Annotated in this window: 16 protein-coding genes and 1 pseudogene; 11 read left to right on the top strand and 6 right to left on the bottom strand. The window is 62.1% G+C overall.

Annotation, left to right across the window (positions count from 1 at the left end; genetic code table 11):
- Positions 1 to 74: 74 nt before the first annotated feature.
- From LDP01_RS03000 to LDP01_RS02985, 4 genes are all read right to left on the bottom strand, one after another.
- On the bottom strand, positions 75 to 914 hold the full coding sequence (locus LDP01_RS03000) for a universal stress protein (protein ID WP_224090101.1): 840 nt from the start codon (positions 912 to 914) through the stop codon (positions 75 to 77).
- Positions 915 to 955: 41 nt separating this feature from the next.
- Positions 956 to 1,399 (bottom strand): pyridoxamine 5'-phosphate oxidase family protein, encoded by a 444-nt coding sequence (locus LDP01_RS02995; protein WP_224090100.1) that lies wholly within the window; start codon positions 1,397 to 1,399, stop codon positions 956 to 958.
- A 102-nt stretch (positions 1,400 to 1,501) separates the two neighbouring features.
- A complete protein-coding gene (locus tag LDP01_RS02990) occupies positions 1,502 to 1,972 on the bottom strand; it encodes a universal stress protein (protein ID WP_224090099.1) in 471 nt (156 codons plus the stop codon).
- 87 nt (positions 1,973 to 2,059) lie between these two features.
- On the bottom strand, positions 2,060 to 3,331 hold the full coding sequence (locus tag LDP01_RS02985; protein WP_346658898.1) for a GAF domain-containing protein: 1,272 nt from the start codon (positions 3,329 to 3,331) through the stop codon (positions 2,060 to 2,062).
- A gap of 614 nt (positions 3,332 to 3,945) precedes the next feature.
- On the opposite strand from LDP01_RS02985, the gene LDP01_RS02980 reads away from it, so the two are divergent.
- The 4 genes from LDP01_RS02980 (at position 3,946) to LDP01_RS02965 (ending at position 5,953) form a co-directional block, all read left to right on the top strand.
- On the top strand, positions 3,946 to 4,947 hold the full coding sequence (locus LDP01_RS02980) for a zinc-dependent alcohol dehydrogenase family protein (protein WP_224090098.1): 1,002 nt from the start codon (positions 3,946 to 3,948) through the stop codon (positions 4,945 to 4,947).
- A 190-nt stretch (positions 4,948 to 5,137) separates the two neighbouring features.
- Positions 5,138 to 5,317 carry a hypothetical protein gene (locus tag LDP01_RS02975; protein ID WP_224090097.1) on the top strand — a complete coding sequence of 60 codons (180 nt, stop codon included), beginning with the start codon at positions 5,138 to 5,140 and terminating at the stop codon, positions 5,315 to 5,317.
- A gap of 165 nt (positions 5,318 to 5,482) precedes the next feature.
- Positions 5,483 to 5,764, top strand: a complete 282-nt coding sequence (locus LDP01_RS23625; protein WP_346658897.1) for a universal stress protein — start codon at positions 5,483 to 5,485, stop codon at positions 5,762 to 5,764.
- A gap of 30 nt (positions 5,765 to 5,794) precedes the next feature.
- Positions 5,795 to 5,953 carry a universal stress protein gene (locus LDP01_RS02965; protein ID WP_527249051.1) on the top strand — a complete coding sequence of 53 codons (159 nt, stop codon included), beginning with the start codon at positions 5,795 to 5,797 and terminating at the stop codon, positions 5,951 to 5,953.
- Here the strand turns inward: LDP01_RS02965 and LDP01_RS23620 are convergent.
- On the bottom strand, positions 5,950 to 7,038 hold the full coding sequence (locus tag LDP01_RS23620; protein ID WP_346658896.1) for a cupin domain-containing protein: 1,089 nt from the start codon (positions 7,036 to 7,038) through the stop codon (positions 5,950 to 5,952). The two genes, LDP01_RS02965 and LDP01_RS23620, sit on opposite strands and share 4 nt — an antisense overlap.
- A gap of 369 nt (positions 7,039 to 7,407) precedes the next feature.
- Here LDP01_RS23620 and LDP01_RS02950 point away from each other — a divergent pair, with 369 nt between their 5' ends.
- The 6 genes and pseudogenes from LDP01_RS02950 (at position 7,408) to LDP01_RS02925 (ending at position 15,528) form a co-directional block, all read left to right on the top strand.
- Positions 7,408 to 8,202: an SDR family oxidoreductase gene (locus tag LDP01_RS02950; protein WP_224090096.1), complete on the top strand. Its 795-nt coding sequence runs from the start codon at positions 7,408 to 7,410 to the stop codon at positions 8,200 to 8,202.
- Between the two features lie 143 nt (positions 8,203 to 8,345).
- Entirely contained in the window at positions 8,346 to 9,590 is a 1,245-nt protein-coding gene (locus LDP01_RS02945; RefSeq protein ID WP_224090095.1) for a styrene monooxygenase/indole monooxygenase family protein, read from the top strand.
- A 50-nt stretch (positions 9,591 to 9,640) separates the two neighbouring features.
- Positions 9,641 to 11,419 (top strand): flavin reductase, encoded by a 1,779-nt coding sequence (locus LDP01_RS02940; protein WP_224090094.1) that lies wholly within the window; start codon positions 9,641 to 9,643, stop codon positions 11,417 to 11,419.
- Between the two features lie 16 nt (positions 11,420 to 11,435).
- On the top strand, positions 11,436 to 13,013 hold the full coding sequence (locus LDP01_RS02935) for a phytoene desaturase family protein (RefSeq protein ID WP_224090093.1): 1,578 nt from the start codon (positions 11,436 to 11,438) through the stop codon (positions 13,011 to 13,013).
- Positions 13,014 to 13,041: 28 nt separating this feature from the next.
- Positions 13,042 to 13,855, top strand: a pseudogene (locus LDP01_RS02930) (cyclase family protein).
- Positions 13,852 to 15,528, top strand: coding sequence for a thiamine pyrophosphate-binding protein (locus tag LDP01_RS02925; protein WP_224090091.1), 1,677 nt, complete (start codon positions 13,852 to 13,854; stop codon positions 15,526 to 15,528). The pseudogene LDP01_RS02930 and the gene LDP01_RS02925 overlap by 4 nt, the downstream one beginning before the upstream one ends.
- Positions 15,529 to 15,797: 269 nt before the next feature.
- Here LDP01_RS02925 and LDP01_RS02920 read toward each other — a convergent pair whose 3' ends face one another.
- A complete protein-coding gene (locus tag LDP01_RS02920) occupies positions 15,798 to 15,938 on the bottom strand; it encodes a hypothetical protein (RefSeq protein WP_224090090.1) in 141 nt (46 codons plus the stop codon).
- 224 nt (positions 15,939 to 16,162) lie between these two features.
- On the opposite strand from LDP01_RS02920, the gene LDP01_RS02915 reads away from it, so the two are divergent.
- Positions 16,163 to 16,975 carry an MBL fold metallo-hydrolase gene (locus LDP01_RS02915; RefSeq protein ID WP_224090089.1) on the top strand — a complete coding sequence of 271 codons (813 nt, stop codon included), beginning with the start codon at positions 16,163 to 16,165 and terminating at the stop codon, positions 16,973 to 16,975.
- Positions 16,976 to 16,990 lie beyond the last annotated feature (15 nt).

Genomic DNA, 16,990 nt, shown 5'->3' with positions numbered 1-16,990 from the left:
CGTTCCAGGGCCCTTCAGGTTCGGCGGTCCTTCGCTGCAACGGCCGGCATTCTCTTACGGCTTCGTGTACCTGACTACTGCTTGGGGTGCCTGACGACAATCACCGGGCAGCCGGCGTGGTGGAGCACGGCATGGGCAGTCGAACCAATACTGCCTTTAACGAGGCCGAGGCCGGAGCTCCCCACGACGACAACCTGCGCATCGCTTGTGGCGCTCAAGAGTGTTCCTGCGACGGATGTTCCACTCAGCAGGACATCCGCCACCTCCAGCCCCGGCGTCGTGTTGCGTACAGAACGTATTGCGGAGTCAAGCATTTCCCGGGCGCCAGGGCCCTGAGCCGGGTCATGACCGTCGTGCTTTCTCCGAACGTGCACAATCCTTAGGCTCGCTTGGGTCTGGGATGCGAAGGTCGCTGCATACCGGAGCGTCGCTTCCCAGCCTTCCCCATCGATTCCGACAACGACGGGTCCGCCGGGACGCTGCACGGGCCCGATAACGGCCACGGGACAGGCCGCCGTGGCGGCCAGTTCGAGGCTGACCGATCCGACCAGCAGGCCCAGGAACCCACCAATGCCGCGGGTGCCGACAACCAGGAGGGAAGCATGTGAGGCCAATTTGCGCAGGTTCTCGGCCGGCCAGCCGTACACCAGGCTCGTTGTGACCTCGACGTCAGCCGACACCTCGTGAGCGCGCGCTACTCCTTCGGAAACGACCGACTCGGCCGCGTGGCGCAAGCCGCTTTCGGCGATTCCAGGCACAGGTTCCATGTTGTGGGTTATGACCGGCCAGAGCGAGCAATGCACAATTTGCAGCGGGCATTTTCTCCTGTTGGCCAGCCTGGCGGCCCACTGCACGGCCGTGTCTGCCTCGTGCGAACCGTCGTAGCCAGCGACAATCGGCTCGCTGTCATTCATGGTCAAATCCTCATTCCGCCACGCATGGCCCATGGCTCCTGTCAGGCCAAATAGACATGCCGGCCTGTCATCTCGACGACCTGAACACGGACGAAGAGGTCACGTCCGCCGCCTGCCCAAGGCTCGGCCATGGCCTTGCCCCAGAGTTCGGTCAACAGCTCAGGCTCTACCACATGGGAAGACGGACCACTGGCGAGCACGGACCAGCCTTCACTCCTGTCGACCCGGAAGTCATCAACCTGGAAGGACACCTGCATCCGTGCATATGGCTCACCGATAAGCCCTTCGGCAGCTGTGCGAAAGTAGAGATTGTTCTTGTGGATCACGTGGTTAACGGGAAGGATCATCACCCTCCCGTGGTGCACGAATCCAACCCTGCCGGTAGTCTGCGAACGGAGCAATTCCCAGCACTGGTCTTTGCTGAGGTCTTCGCTGACATGCCTTGCTCCATCAATCCGGCCAGGCTCCGTGTTTGGATGTGCCATCTTCATCTCCTCCATTGGGCGGGTGCGTTCACCCACCGTCTACCGTGAGCCTAGGAAGCCCAGGGCACCGGGGCGTAGGGCCAAAAGACCCCGGAACACCAGTTACTGGCTCCTGCCGTTGTCCGACGTCGCATCCACCTCAGGCTCATGCACAACGAGAACCGGACAGTGGGCATGTGCGACGCACGCTGAGCTGACCGATCCCACCAGCAGCCCACCAAACCCACCATGTCCGCGCCGTCCAACGACAATCAGATCCGCGTCGCGGCTTGCCTCGATCAGCCCTTGCCGAGGATGATTACGGACCAAACGGGAAACGACGTTGTCCGGAAGGGCAGGTCCGAATGCTTTTTCTACGGACTTCTTGAGGATCTCCCCCGCAGCTTCCTCGAAGCCGGTGATTCCCATGGCTACGTAGCCCTCATAAACACGGGGATACTCCCAGAACGCCGTGGCAACCACCTCAGCGCCCAAGGGCACAGCCAGGCGTTGGGCTTCCTGCAGGGCAGCGATTGATGCCTCCGAGCCGTCGACTCCTACGATAATGGTGCCTGCGGAAACTGAACTGTTCATAACCGTCCTCCCACCGAGCAAAGCATTTGCACTGCCAGATTCTCGTGAAAGACCGACGTCGACCAGAGTCCTAGGTCACAACGCCACTCACGGGACGTCCCTGGATTCGTCCGAGCGGAGTTGCTCGATGGTCTCCCGGAGCGTTCGGATGGTTTGGTCGAGGTCCGATGTTATGTCCTCCATGCGTTCCAGGGCTGCAGGATCCTCCATGAAGCGCCGAAGGTTCTGAATCCCCAGGCCAGCGGCAAAGAGGCGTTGGATCACGAGGTCGTGCAGATCCCGGGCGATTCGTTCCCGGTCCGTCAGCAGGAGTGCTTGCTCGCGAAGGGCGCTGACTCGCGCAAGGTCCAAGGCGAGACCGACCCTGCTGCCAAACAAGGCGCTCGATTCGACGTCGGAGCGCGTGTACAGAGGGCCACCTGCAGATCGCGCCAGCAGCAGGACTCCGTTCCCGGCCCCGCGGTGACCCAGGGCGGAGACCAGTACGCTACCCAGCTTTTCCGACACGCCAGCCCCAAACACCGTCGCCGCATCGCGCACCAACTCGGATTCTCCCGTTTCCAGCACCGACGCGACAACGTCAGAGCTTGGAAGTTCCTGGCCCGAGTACAAGCCCTGCACCCCGACGGCCGAGCGGCAGCGCAGAACTCCTGCAGGAGTCGGGACGGCTACGACGCCCAGGATAGAGTCCGAGGCCCGTAAAGCAGTTTCGGCAACATGGTCAAGGTTGCCCGGGCCACTCTCGGACTGATCGGCAATCAGGCGTCCGCCCAGCTCCATGCCGGCCTCCAACCACCGCTGCCGGCGGCGACTCTCCTCGAAAAGGCGGGCATTCTGGATGGCAACACCGGCCGCCGCTGCAAGAGCGATGGCAAGTTCCTGGTCTGATGCGTTGAAGTCCTGGCCATTGCTCTTTTCCGTGAGATACAAATTGCCGAAAACGATGTCTCTGACCCGGATCGGAACGCCAAGGAAAGTCTTCATGGGCGGGTGGTTTTCGGGGAATCCCACGGCCATGGGATGATGGCGCAGGTCATGGAGCCGTAGAGGCTCCGGCTCCCGGATCAGATGTCCCAGAACCCCATGCCCGGTCGGGAGATCGCCGATGGACCTGATGCCGTCGTCGTCGATACCTACTGTGATGAAGTGGCTCAGACGCTGGTCTTCCCCGATCACGCCCAGCGCTCCGTATTTTGCATCCACCAGCGCGCAGGCCGATTTGACGACGCGATCAAGAGCGGCTTCCAAGCTTAGGTCTTCGGCAATTGATACGACTGCCGCGAGCAGGCCGTTCATCTGTTCCTGGGCATGCAACAATTCGTCTGCACGCTCCACGAATTCGCGCAGAAGCGTATCCACACGCCCTTTCACCGGGGAGCCCCAAGTATGTTCTTCGCCCATGGGTACCGAACTTCCTTACGTCGGTCCAGGAGTGCCTTTTGGTTGAGTCTAGGGGAAATCGCAGAATACAGGCACACGTCCCTGCAACTCCGGGGTGGGCCCTTGTACAGAGCATTCTTCTCCCGACGTTGCAAACTATCGTTGAAAACTATGTTGTGACTTTCGGTCATCCGTGCAAAACGTCTTTACGCTCTTCAACTGCATCGTCCTGTCGGGCTTTCGCTGTTGCTGTTCCTCGGGGAGTGGCAAGACGCGCTGTTGGGGTTGGCGGCCATCGGGAACGCCCTAATTGTGGTGATCCAGCTGTCATAGCCGCAACGTATACCGGCACAGTCACTGTATTCACGTTCCCGCTGCTGAGTGACTTCTTCCGGCTCGACTGGCCCCCGGGGGATCTTTTGCCGGTGACGATCGGAGTCGCGGTGGCGTCCAGCGCCGCCGTCGAGATCGCGGGGCGATTCCGCAGGAGGGTGCCCCCCGGCCCCAATAACCGGACCCCGTGACCTTTGGCTCTGGTTTGTATCCCTGCAGCCTGCAAACCTCGTGGCATTGAATCGCGGAAGGATTTGGCAATGCATGCATGGTGGGTAGCAAATCCCGGACCGATGCCGACCCGGCCCTTGGTGCAGGGGAAGCGGAAAGATCCCCGGCCGAAAGCCGGGGAATTGTTGATCCGGGTGAGTGTTTGCGGTGTATGCCGGACAGACCTGCACTTGGCTGAGGGTGATCTGCAGCCGCGCAGCGCTAATGTGGTTCCGGGCCACGAGGCCGTCGGAACTGTGCTCGAAACCGGCTCGAACGACAGCAGATTCGCGGCGGGCGACCGCGTGGGCGTGGCATGGCTCGGTGGCACCTGCGGAACGTGCACCTTCTGCCGACGGGGCAAGGAAAACCTGTGTTTGACGCCAACTTTCACTGGATGGGACCGCGACGGTGGCTTCGCGGAACTGATGACGGCCCAAGAGGATTTTGCCTACGCTGTCCCAGCCGACTTCACGGACGAACAAGCCGCTCCGCTCCTATGCTCGGGAATTATCGGCTATCGCGCACTGAAGAGGTCCTCCCTACCACCAGGAGGGCGCCTGGGCATCTACGGTTTCGGAGGTTCTGCCCACCTCACCGCGCAGATTGCCCTCCATCAAGGAGCATCGGTCTACGTCATGACGCGTTCAACTGAAGCCCAGGCCCTTGCCCGTGCCCTTGGCGCCGAGTACGTGGGCGGTGCCAAGGATGTTCCTCCGGTCAAACTCGATTCAGCCATTCTTTTCGCACCGGCAGGAGAGCTGGTGCCCTACGCATTGAGGTCGCTGGACCGCGGCGGAACGCTGGCAATTGCCGGCATACACCTCACAGAGATCCCGTCACTCGACTACGCCGACGACCTCTTCTACGAACGTCAGGTGCGGAGCGTAACTGCCAACACACGCACGGACGGGGAGGAACTCCTGGCTCTCGCGGCGGACATGGCATTGACACCGACCACAACCTCGTACGACTTCGGGCGTGCAGATCAGGCCCTGGACGATCTGGCCAACGACCGTATTACCGGAGCGGCCGTACTCCGCGTCCACTGACCACCTGAGTCCCGGCATGCTTCCGTGGTCGGTTCCTCGGCGGAGTACGGGTGGCTATTCGGCATGCCTTGATTCTGGAGGTAGGCCCGCTGCATGCGGAGGGTCTTGGTCCTCTGGCCCCTGGTGACTTTTGGCCCTGTTACGCCACCTGACGGCCGCCCATGCTGGACAAGAGAGCAGGAGGTAAACCATGGAACCATCCAACTTCGGGAGGCTGGAATCGGGCGCAACTCTTGTGAGCAAGCCCGTGCCCTTCTACGTGGAGGGCACGGAAGGTCCGCTCCTGGCCGGGGAGACCGAGCGGGCACGTACATGGGGCGGGGAGCTCCTAACGCTAATCAAGACCAATGCAACGAAGAGGAGTGCCTGATGGCTGGACGTTTGGATTCCAGCAAGATCATCGTCGGCGTCGACGGCTCCCAAGCTTCAGTGGAAGCTTTGCGCCAAGGCCAACATTTGGCAACGGCCCTCAACGCGCCCATGGAGGGCCTGGGCTTGTTGGGAACTTCCCCTCGGATACGAGACCTACCTGGCGATGGGCATCGACGGGTTCGCCCATGAAGCCGAGAAGCATTTGGAGGACGCCCTTGTAGAGGCTTTCGGGGCCAGGCTGCCAAAGAACGTCAGCTGGCGACTTGTCCAAGGCTCGGCCCGTGCCGCCTTGGTGGAGGGCAGCAAGCATGCAGCACTCGTCGTCGTCGGCCGCCGCGGACATGGTGGCTTTGGTGGCCTCCTTCTTGGCTCAGTGAGTTCCGCAGTCGTCGCCCACGCCCACTGCCCTGTCGTCGTCGTTCATTCACGCGAGACGGCCACGTGAGATGGAGCCGGACCGGTCACGGATGCTGGTTTGGCGCCGGCCGCCAACGCAAGGCTGGTGGTGGTGGGGAGCCGGGGACGCGGAGGTTTCGCCCGTCTGCTGCTTGGCTCGACGGTCCATGGCGTTCTGACTCATTTGCCATGCCCCACCATCGTCATCCCGCCGGACAACACTCCGGGGATGGACTAGCCTGCGCTTCTCCATCCTCCCACCTGCAACCGACGGTGCAGCAGCGCCGCGAAGGTCTCTGCTACCGGCGAAGGCTCTCCGAGGGCAACTCGCCGAACGTGTCCAGGTACAGCGCCGAGAAGCGCCCTTGGTGGGAGAAACCGCAGCGCTCGGCGATCGAAACAATGGTTTCCTGTCCAGGGGCGGCAGCGAGAAGCAGTTCCCGGGGCCCGGTCCAGGCGCACCCTCCTCAACAACTCTGACGGCGTTGCCCCAACTTCGGAGCGAAGAGCCAGTTGCAGGGTGCGCACCGACACTCCCAGGTTCTCTGCGATGTCCGGAACCGCCAGGTCCTCAGAGGCGTGCCGTTCCAGCAGTTCGCGGAACTGGCGGATCAACCGGCTCTCGGCGGCAGGGCTGGAGCGATCAGCCTCCGTCACAGGATTCATTGCCAAGAGCAGCCGTGAAACCATCGTGTCCGCGAGTAGCTTCTGGACGAACCCTGGAGCTGTCTTTTCCCGCTGGCTGATCATGTCGTCGTGGAGTTCGACGACGGACCTCAAGAACGCCCGGCCGGCCGAGCCCGTGAGGTCCATCGCGTAGCCGAGCTTCACGCTCTTCTCCGGGTCTGCGCCCGGATCATTGCTGCCCAAGTCTTTACCCTGCGGATCCCCGCCGTAGAGCTGCGCTGCAACGGAGGCAAGGGCGAGGCGGCTCACGTAGACAATCAGGTGCGGGGTTCCGCGATCCCACGTCATGGTGAACGGGCGGTCGATCGGCGGAACTGTCGCGGTTTTGGGGCTCGAGTCCACCGAGGATTCGCCCACATCCATGTGCGCGTGGCCAGCGAGCGGAATCTGGATCAGATGGAAGTTCTCCAGGCCTTCCGGACTGATCCGGACGTCCGCACCGTAGTCGAGGAATTCGATGCCGACATCACCGCGATGCAACGAGCGCAGCTTCATGTCCACGGACGTCCCGCGGGTCTGCGGAACGAGGTCGTGACCGCAGAATAAGTCGGCAATTTTCTGGTGCGCATCCTCGACATCGGTCGTGGTCACTGTGGGCAGACCCCGGAGGACGTCACGGGGAAGGATCCTCACCATTGCGCGTTCCTTCCCCGGTTTTCGTTTTTCGGATGAGCCCTGCGCCAAGCGGATAGACCCGTTTTTCGCCTGTGAATAGAGTCGCTTTTAGAACAAGTATGACGCACGTCATAGAAACGCAGCAACGAAACCGATGGAAGGGGTGAGCAGAGATGAAGAACGTCAAGCTGGTGCATGACCGCCGAATCGAGTGGGAACGGACTCATCCGAAGCCCGCGCCCAAGCCGACTGTCAAATAGGTCCAGGCCGACTGTCCAATAGTCCTGGCTCGGTCAAATAGGCAGTGAAACGGGCCCTCCGTCGGCAATGACGAGCGTCAAGCGTACGTAAGACTTTCCACCTCACAGATTCACTACGAAAGGTTTGGCCATGTCAGAACTCTCGGGCAGGACCGCTGTCGTCACTGGCGGCGTCACCAAGATCGGCCAAGGCGTCGCCATGGCGTTGCACGATGCCGGTGCCACCGTCGTGGTCGCCGACATCGACGCCGACGGCGGTGCCCAGCTCCACACGTTGGGAAGCGGCATCAGCTTTTCACTCACTGACATCACGGATGACGTAGCCATTGCGCGGCTTATGGACGACACGGCAGCCTCGCACGGGGGTATCGACATCCTTGTCAACCTTGCCTGCACCTACAAGGATGATGGTGCGGCTTCGGACAGGAACGATTGGCTTCAGGCACTCAACGTCAACGTGGTGAGTGCCGTCATGGCAAGCAACGCGGCGCGCCCCTACCTCAAGGCATCCCAGCGCGGAGCCATCATCAACTTCACCTCGATTTCGAGTTCCGTTGCCCAGACAGGCCGGTGGCTCTACCCCGCGGGCAAGGCCGCCCTGGTCCAGCTCACCCGGAGTATGGCCGTAGATCTTGCCGACGACGGCATTCGCGTCAATTCGGTCAGCCCTGGATGGGTGTGGAGCAACATCATGGACACCCTGTCCGGCGGCGACATTGACAAGACAGACTCGGTGGCAGCCCCGTTCCATGCCCTGAAGCGGGTGGGCCGGCCCGAGGAGATCGGAGCCGTGGTCGCTTTCCTCGCCAGCGACGCCGCAAGCTTCGTGACAGGAGCTGATTGGGCCGTCGACGGCGGCTACTCCGCTTTGGGGCCCGAGCGCGCCGAAGAAGCCATCCCATTACTCGCCGCTGAAAAGAGGTGACGACACATGAATGACATCAAGCTCGTGCACATCGGCCTTCCCGGCTGGGAACAAACCCATCCCGAACGAACGCCGAGGCCCGGCCAAATATCTTCCCCCATCATTTACGGATGCAGAGACAGCAGAAAGACAAGGTCAACACTATGACACAGCGCCACATCACCATCGTCGGAGCAGGGCAGTCAGGTCTGCAACTTGGCATCGGCTTGCTCAAGGCAGGATTTACGGTCACCACGATCTCCAACCGCACCGCTGAAGAAATCCACGAGGGAAAAGTCTCCTCCAGCCAGTGCATCTTCCACGATGCCCTTGAACACGAGAGGGCGCTTGGGTTGGACTTCTGGCCAGAAGCTCCCACCGTGGACGGAATATCGTTCACGATCCCCCATCCTGAAGTTCCTGGTGAGAAGGCCATCAGCTGGGCATCCCGCCTGGATAACCCGGCCAAGTCCATTGACCAGCGGGTCAAATTCCCGCGGTTCATGGAAGAGTTCGTGGCGCAGGGAGGCGAGCTCGTGTTCGAGGACGCCGGCGTGGAAGAACTGGAACGCTACTCGCTAAACTCCGATTTGGTGATTGTGGCAGCCGGCAAGGGAGAAATTGCGCAGCTCTTCACCCGGGATGCCCAGCGCAGCGCCTACGACGCACCCCAACGCGCTTTGGCGCTGACGTACGTCACTGGAATGGAGCCCAGGGCAGAACATTCGGCAGTTTCCTTCAACCTGATTCCAGGGGTGGGCGAATATTTTGCCTTCCCTGCGCTCACCACAACTGGTCCCTGCGAAATCATGGTTTTCGAGGGCATCCCGGGCGGACCCATGGATTGCTGGAAGGGCCTGACTCCCGCGGAACACCTGGAGACGTCCAAAAACATCCTGAAGCAGTACTTGCCGTGGGAAGCCAGCCGGGCAGCCGACGTCGAGCTGACCGACCCCAACGGGTTCCTGCAGGGCCGGTTCGCACCCACTGTCCGCCATCCCGTCGCCACGCTCCCCAGCGGCAAGAAGGTCCTGGGACTCGCCGACGTCGTTGTCCTGAACGACCCCATCACCGGACAGGGCTCCAACAACGCCAGCAAGTGCGCGGCTTCCTACTTGCAGAGCATCGCGGCGCACGGCGAAGGTGCCTTCGACGCAGCGTTTATGCAGGCCACTTTCGAAAAGTATTGGAACTACGCCCAGCACGTAGCACAGTGGACGAATGCGCTGCTGGCTCCGCCGCCCCCGCATGTCCTTTCGCTACTGGGAGCGGCCGGCCAGTCGGCCGAAATCGCCCACCGCTTCGCCAACGGATTCAACAACCCGCCGGACTTCCAGGAATGGTTCATGGACCCGGATAAGGCGGCTGCATACCTTGCAAGCGTGGGCTCCGCCGTACCCGCGACCTGATAGTCGTTCCACTTCCCCTGGCAACAACGTTCCTCGAAGGAAAACCAGACATGCGAAAGATCGCAATTATCGGAGCCGGCGAATCCGGCGCTCAACTCGCCTTGGGCCTGCAGCGGGAGGGGTATGAAGTCACGCTGTTCTCGGACCGTTCGGCCGCCCAAATCCGCACCGGCAAGGTAATGTCCAGCCAATGCATGTTCCCCACGGCCCTCGCCGCCGAAGCACAGCTGAGTTCGGCCCTGACCAGGCTTTATGACGATGAAGCCGTGCCCGGGATCAGCGCTATCCAATTGCGTGTGGAAGGCGAACCCGGCTTCGGCGCCATCGAGTGGGAGGCGCCCCTTGAGGGAACCGCCCATTCGGTGGATCAGCGGATCAAGAGTGCTGCCTGGATCGAGGCCTTTGTGGCTGGCGGCGGTGATTTCCGTATAGAGAAAGTAACGCCGCGCATGCTCGAGCAGCTCGCACGGGACTACGAACTGGTTATCGTCAGCACCGGAAAGGGAGAGATCGCCCAGATCTTCCCCAAGGACAGGTCCAAGTCCCCGTTTGACCGGCCGCAAAGAGTCCTCGCCCTGAACTATGTCTGCCTCGATACCGTCTCTCTCGACACAGCCTCTCTCGATGCATCCACCAACGAACCGGCCGATCAGCCCAGCGACAGCATCCGCATGTCGGTAGTCCCCGGCGTGGGGGAATTCTTCACCTTTCCCGGACTCACCGTGTCCGGGCCATGCCAGATGATGGTCTTTGAAGGCGTCGTGGGCGGCCCGATGGATAAGTGGACCGACGTCACCAGTCCGGAGGAGCAGCTGAGTCGATCTCTGGAAATCCTGGAAGAGTATTTTCCCCACGAGGCGAAGAACTTCGCCAACGCAAGGCTCACCGACGAGGGCGCAACCCTCCTGGGCCGGATCACCCCGACGGTTCGCTCAGCAGTGGGTGAGCTGGGCAACGGCAACCTCGTCTTCGGCCTGGGCGACGCCGTCCTGCTCAACGATCCCCTCACCGGCCAAGGGTCCAATAACGCGACGCTGGCCGCCAAGTACTATCTGGATTCCATCGTGAGGCGAGGCCAGCAGCCCTTTGACAAGCAATGGATGGAACGCACCTTTGACGAGTTCTGGCGGGGCTGGGGCCAGTGGGCGGTGGCATGGACAAATGACATGCTCAAACCCCGGCGGGAACACCAGCAGACTGTCCTGGCCGAGGCTGCAGACCACCCGGCCCTGGCCGCAAGCATCGCTGCAGGATTCGATGATCCCCGCACGTTCTACCCATGGTGGTTCGATCCCGCAGCTGCCGCCGAGTTCGTGCAGGCACGCAAGGACGAAGATTCGTCGGCTTTTGACCTGAGGGACTTCCGCGGCGCCCTGGGACAATTCGCCACCGGCGTCACGGTGGTCACCACCCTCGGAACCGACGGCCGGAAAGTGGGCATGACTGCCAACTCCTTCACGTCCGTTTCCATGGAACCTCCACTGGTGTTGTGGTGCCCCAGCAAACGGGCTCCGAGCCTGGCGGACTTCGAGGACGCCACGCACTTTGCCATCAACATCCTGGCCAGCGACCAGCACGTCCTCTCGCGCCAGTTCGCAACACCCGCCACAGACAAATTCGCCGGCGCGGAAACCACGGAAGGAATCGCCGGGATCCCGTTGCTGGACGGCGCTGTCGCCACGTTCCAATGCCGGACCGTCTCGCGACACGATGCCGGAGACCACGTCATCTACGTAGGCGAGGTGGAGAAGTACGAGAATGCTGGAGGGGCGCCCCTGGTGTTCCACAGCGGGAAGTACCACGCCGCGACCAACCACCCGGACTTCTGAGATGACGGCGTCCTCCATGACGGACTCGACCGATATTGCCATCGTTGGTTCGGGGATCAATTCCCTGGTAGCCGCCGCGGAGCTTGCGATGGCCGGGAAGCGCGTCTGCCTGATTGAACGTGCCGATAGGCTGGGCGGCTTCATCCATTCAGCGGAACGAACGCTGCCCGGGTTCATCCATGATTCCTTCTCTTCCTGGCACCCCCTGTTCGTTTCCGGAGGGGCTTACCAAGCTTTGGGAAGCGAGCTCCATGCGAGGGGGTTGGAATACTGCAATTCCGACGGCGCGGTGACCGCCAGCGTGGCAGCCGATCCAAAGACAGGGCAGCACAGAGTGGTCGTGGCGCACCGCGATCCAGAGGTCACTGCAGCCGCTTTGCAGGCAAACGGAGACGACGGCGCCTACCTGGCGATGCTGGAGGACCTGGGCCGCAATGCCGGGACCATTTTCGGTGCGTTCGGTGCTGAACTGCGGTCTTTCAGGGAGGTCCTGACGATCGCCGCGGGCGCCCTGCGGCGAGGCAAGGTCAACGGCACCGAAGCATTCGTCCGCGATTCGGTGATGAGTGGCCGCAACTACCTCCGCAGCCGCTTCAATGGATGGCAAACCGACCAGCTCTGGTCCCCTTGGCTCCTTCACGCAGGCCTCGGCCCGGACCAAGCGACCGGCGGCGTCATGCTTCCGGTCATGGCCTTGAGCATGCACAGCTTTGGCCTCCCTGTCGTGAAAGGCGGTGCCTCGAACTTCATCGCTGCGTTTGAGGCCCTCCTGAGGGATAAAGGCGTCCGGATCCTGCTGGACACAGAAGCCGAGGAAATCCCGGTCGATTCCAAAGGTGCAACGGGAGTGAAAACCTCCAATGGCCTGATCAGCGCACGAACCGTCCTGGCAAACGTGTCGCCCCAGGCCTTGTATTCCAAACTGTTGCGTCAACCACCAGCGGGCTTGGCCGAAGCAGCCGCGCGTTACCAGAACGGCCGCGGAGCCATGCAGATCCACCTGGCCCTGGACAAACCGGTCCAATGGCTCGATCCCCGTTTGGATTCCGTACCCCTGGTGCACTTGAGCAACGGTTCGGACAGTACTGCAATTGCTTGCGCCCAAGCCGAGGCGGGGCTGTTGCCTACGGAACCTACCGTCGTCGTCGGCCAACAGTGCATCCTGGATCCTACCCGGGCCCCCGCAGGCAAAGCGACACTTTGGCTCCAGCTTCAGGAAGTGCCCTTCTCGCCTGTGGCGGATGCCGCAGGCGCGCTCGCCGTGGACGGCGGCTGGACACAGGAACTTAAGGAACGGTACATGGAGCGCGTCCTGAGCAGGCTCGAACAATTCGCGCCGGGCACCAGGGCGTCCGTCCTGGCCTGGGACATCCTGGCACCAACCGATCTGGCTGCGGAAAACCCCAATGCTGTCAACGGCGACCCGTACGGCGGATCCGCCGAACTCTTCCAGAACCTGCTCTGGCGGCCCTTCCCCCAGGCCGCAAACCACAAAACCCCGGTCAAGGGCTTGTGGCACATCGGCGCGTCCACCCACCCCGGCCCCGGACTGTCCGGCGGGTCGGGGCATTTGGTGGCCCAAAAATTGAAATGAACCCATACATCAATCCGACAGGAGAACAATGTCTGTTCTAAATGAGCTCACCGCAGCCTTGTCATCCGGCGCCATCGACGTCGTCGACCTCACCACGCCGCTCAGCGGTGACACTCCCATCCTGAATCTGCCGCAACCCCTGGCCAACACGGTTGGACTCTCGCTGACTCCCGTCAGCAATTTCGACGACGCCGGACCGGCCTGGGCGTGGAACGACGTCACGGTGGGCGAACACGCCGGGACGCACTTGGACGCTCCCGTCCACTGGATCACGGGCAAGGACGGGAAGTCGGTGGACCGGATCGAGCCGCACCGCCTGGTGGGGGCCGGCCGTAGTGATTGACAAGACCGCCGAAGCTGCACGAGACGCCGATTTCCTGCTGGAGCCCGAACACTTCGAGCAGTGGCAGCAGGAGCATGGCCCTTTCCCGGAAAACTGCTGGGTCATCTTCCGCACCGGCTGGTCCGCACGCGGCGGTAACGCCGCGGACTTCATGAACGCTGACGACGCCGGCCCCCACACGCCGGGGGTCTCCGCGGCCGGCGCCAAGTGGCTCGCCGGCAATGCCTCCATCAGCGGCTTCGGCGTGGAAACGGTGGGCATCGACGCCGGCCAGGCCGCCACGCTGGACCCTATGTTCCCTGTCCATTCGTTCCTGCTCGGCGCTGACAAATATGGCGTGACGTCGCTGCGGAACGTTGACCGCCTCCCGGTCACCGGCGCGACGCTGGTGGTCGCACCCCTGCCCATCGTTGGCGGGACGGGCAGCCCCAGCCGCGTTTATGCTCTGGTTGACAACTCAGCACATACGGCAAGCACGGTATCGGAGCCGGGCGCATGAGCGAGCAGGCAAGGGTCTCCACCCTGGTGGGCCGGACACTGGCAAAACTGGGAGTCGGCCACGTCTTCGGGGTGGTGGGAAGCGGCAACTTCGACGTCACCAGCACCCTGATGAACGCCGGTGTTCCCTACACCGCGGCCCGCCATGAGGGCGGCGCTGCCACCATGGCCGATGCCTACTCCAGGATGTCGGGCAAGGTGGGCGTGGTGACCACACACCAAGGATGTGGCCTGAGCAACGCGATCACCGGCGTCGGAGAGGCTGCCAAGAGCCGCACCCCCATGATCGTGCTGACGGCTGATACGCAGGCGGCAGCCATCCGGTCCAACTTCAAGATCGACCAGGATGCTCTGGCGCGCAGCGTCGGGGCCGTGGCAGAACGGATCCACTCCCCCGAAACGGCCGTAGCGGATACCGTCCGGGCCTTCCGAACGGCGGTGAACGAGCGCAGGACCGTGGTGCTCAGCTTGCCTTTGGATATCCAAAGCGGAACCGCCGCAGACACGGTGGGTACCGTCGTCGTGCCTGTGCCGGCGCGGCTTCGTCCGGATACCGGTGCGGTGAACCAGCTGGTAGAGCTGATCTCGAATGCTAAACGTCCCGTGTTCGTCGCAGGCCGCGGTGGCCGGGGCGCCCGGGATTCCATCCTGGCCCTGGCCCGGCACGCCGGGGCGCTGGTGGCGACCTCGGCCGTGGCCAATGGGCTGTTCAACGGCGATTCGCATAATTTGGGCATCTCCGGCGGGTTCTCCTCCCCATTGACCGCGGAGCTCATTACCTCAGCGGACCTGATTATCGGGTGGGGTTGCACGCTGAATATGTGGACTATGCGTCACGGCAGGCTCATCTCTGCCGGAACAAAAGTAGTCCAGATCGACGTCGAAGACTCCTCCTTGGGCGCCAACAGGGCGATCACACTGGGCGTGCTGGGTGATTCCGCCCTCACCGCGGAGGACGCCCTGGAAGTCCTCAAGACGATCCAGCCTGCTGCGGCTGAAAAGTACCGTACCGAGCAGAACGCCCTCGCCATCAAACAGAGTGCACGGTGGCGGGACGTGGAGACTCCGGACCTGGGCACTTCGACGTCCATCGATCCCCGGGTGATCAGCCGGGAACTGGATACAATCCTTCCGGCAGACAGGATCGTCGCAGTGGATTCGGGCAACTTCATGGGCTACCCCAGCCAGTACCTGGCGGTGCCGGACGAATTCGGATTCTGTTTCACCCAAGCGTTCCAGGCGATCGGCATTGGCCTCTACACGGCAATCGGCGCTGCAATGGCGCAACCACAGCGGCTGCCCGTCCTGGGTGCCGGAGACGGTGGTTTCCTGATGGGCATCAGCGAACTGGAGACCGCCGTCCGGCTTAAGCTGCCGCTGGTTTGCATCGTCTACAACGACGCCGCGTACGGCGCTGAGGTGCATCACTTCGCTGAGCATCACGCCGAGGAGGAACTGGGCAGTGTCTCGTTCCCGGAGACCGATATTGCCGCAATCGCCAGGGGATTTGGGGCCGACGGCGTGACAGTCAGGACCCTGGAGGACCTTCAGCCAGTGCGGGAATGGGTTGCGGCCTTCCGCGACGGTGGCCAGGACCGGCCCTTGGTGATCGATGCCAAGATCGCCTCGGATGGTGGCTCCTGGTGGCTGGCGGAGGCCTTCCAAGGACACTGATCCCGGGATGGGTGGTTGGAGAAGGGTTGGGGCGCGATGCTGCCCCAACCCTTTTCACGGTTGCGTACTTTCACACAGTTGTTAAGGGCTGCGACTGCCGGCACATCCGATGTCGCAGGTGAACCAACGATGGACAGCGCATCATCATGGGCCTTCGGACCCAGGAGACCGTGAAGCTTGGTGAAGAGCTCCTTGGCGGCCAGCCCATGCAGTTTCACGGCCCTACCTGCTGTACGTGCTGTACACGCAAGGAATTTGTTCAAGTGTGTCTAGATGAAGATGAGGCCAGCCCACGGTGTGGCAACCGGCGTCGTGCCGTCGAACACGGAGCGGAACTCTTCATCGAGCAGAGCGCCCATGGTCAGTTCCTGTGAATGTTCATTGATCTCATCAGAGCGTGAACCAGACATCTTTGTCTCCTTAGTTCGGACATGAGGAGCGGGCCACCATTTGCGGTGCCCCCATGCTTCCAGACACAAGTTTATATCGATACTATGACGCTCGTAAATGGATCGACATATATATTTCCGGGCTAGAGGGGCTGGAGTAGAAGGCTGATACAGCGTAAATTGGCGGCAGGTTCGGAGCAGAAGGAGACCGGATACGTCCGGGACCTGAGCTGGAAGGGATAGCTGTGCTGATCTGCGCAACCTGTGCCGTTGAACGTGACGAGCCGACGCCGGAACTCTGCCCGATCTGCGCCGACGAGCGCCAGTACGTGCCCGAGGACGGACAAACGTGGATTTCACTCGACGAATTGGCGCAGGCTGGCCAGCAGTTACTGCTGGAAGAGAACGAGCCGGGACTTATCGGCATCAGAGCTGCGCCGAAAGTCGGGATCGGTCAAACTGCCCAGCTTGTAGTGACACCACAGGGTTCGCTGCTGTGGGACCCCGTTGGATTTGTTGATGACATCAGCGTGAAAGCAGTCCTTGAACGAGGCCCGGTTGTGGCGATTGCAGCCAGCCATCCCCACATGTTCGGGGTGCAGGTGGAATGGTCACGCCGGCTTGGCGGCGTCCCCGTGCTTGTGGCGGACGCCGACCGGCAGTGGGTTGGTCGGAATGATGCGGTCATCTCCTACTGGTCCGGCAGCAGGACCATCACCGAAGGATTGACGTTGCACCAGACCGGAGGCCACTTCCCCGGGAGCGCGGTAGCGCACTGGACTGCGGGAGCAGGAGGCAAGGGGGTCCTGCTGACCGGAGATAGCGTGTTTCCAAATCCGGACCGCCGCTCCATCGCCTTCATGCGTAGCTACCCGAATCATCTGCCGCTTTCGGGTGCGGTAGCGTTGCGGGTCACCGCACAACTGGAAGAACTCACGTTCGACAGGATCTACGGCAACTTCAACAACATCATCGCCTCCGAAGCCAAAGCCGTTCTGCACGATTCAGCCCAACGGCATGCTGCCTGGGCGCGAGGCGACTTTGACCATTTGACGTGATGGGGCAACCTGGCG

This window comes from Arthrobacter sp. StoSoilB13, from assembly GCF_019977255.1.
Taxonomy (GTDB): domain Bacteria; phylum Actinomycetota; class Actinomycetes; order Actinomycetales; family Micrococcaceae; genus Arthrobacter.
Note: the sequence above shows the minus strand (reverse complement) of the source record. Positions and strands in the feature narration are given on the sequence as shown.

Coding starts and splice junctions, on each gene's coding strand:
- LDP01_RS03000 (WP_224090101.1), bottom strand. CDS start 914: ATGAATGACAGCGAGCCGATTGTCGCTGGCTACGACGGTTCGCACGAG.
- LDP01_RS02995 (WP_224090100.1), bottom strand. CDS start 1,399: ATGGCACATCCAAACACGGAGCCTGGCCGGATTGATGGAGCAAGGCAT.
- LDP01_RS02990 (WP_224090099.1), bottom strand. CDS start 1,972: ATGAACAGTTCAGTTTCCGCAGGCACCATTATCGTAGGAGTCGACGGC.
- LDP01_RS02980 (WP_224090098.1), top strand. CDS start 3,946: ATGCATGCATGGTGGGTAGCAAATCCCGGACCGATGCCGACCCGGCCC.
- LDP01_RS02975 (WP_224090097.1), top strand. CDS start 5,138: ATGGAACCATCCAACTTCGGGAGGCTGGAATCGGGCGCAACTCTTGTG.
- LDP01_RS23625 (WP_346658897.1), top strand. CDS start 5,483: ATGGGCATCGACGGGTTCGCCCATGAAGCCGAGAAGCATTTGGAGGAC.
- LDP01_RS23620 (WP_346658896.1), bottom strand. CDS start 7,038: ATGGTGAGGATCCTTCCCCGTGACGTCCTCCGGGGTCTGCCCACAGTG.
- LDP01_RS02950 (WP_224090096.1), top strand. CDS start 7,408: ATGTCAGAACTCTCGGGCAGGACCGCTGTCGTCACTGGCGGCGTCACC.
- LDP01_RS02945 (WP_224090095.1), top strand. CDS start 8,346: ATGACACAGCGCCACATCACCATCGTCGGAGCAGGGCAGTCAGGTCTG.
- LDP01_RS02940 (WP_224090094.1), top strand. CDS start 9,641: ATGCGAAAGATCGCAATTATCGGAGCCGGCGAATCCGGCGCTCAACTC.
- LDP01_RS02935 (WP_224090093.1), top strand. CDS start 11,436: ATGACGGACTCGACCGATATTGCCATCGTTGGTTCGGGGATCAATTCC.
- LDP01_RS02925 (WP_224090091.1), top strand. CDS start 13,852: ATGAGCGAGCAGGCAAGGGTCTCCACCCTGGTGGGCCGGACACTGGCA.
- LDP01_RS02920 (WP_224090090.1), bottom strand. CDS start 15,938: ATGTCTGGTTCACGCTCTGATGAGATCAATGAACATTCACAGGAACTG.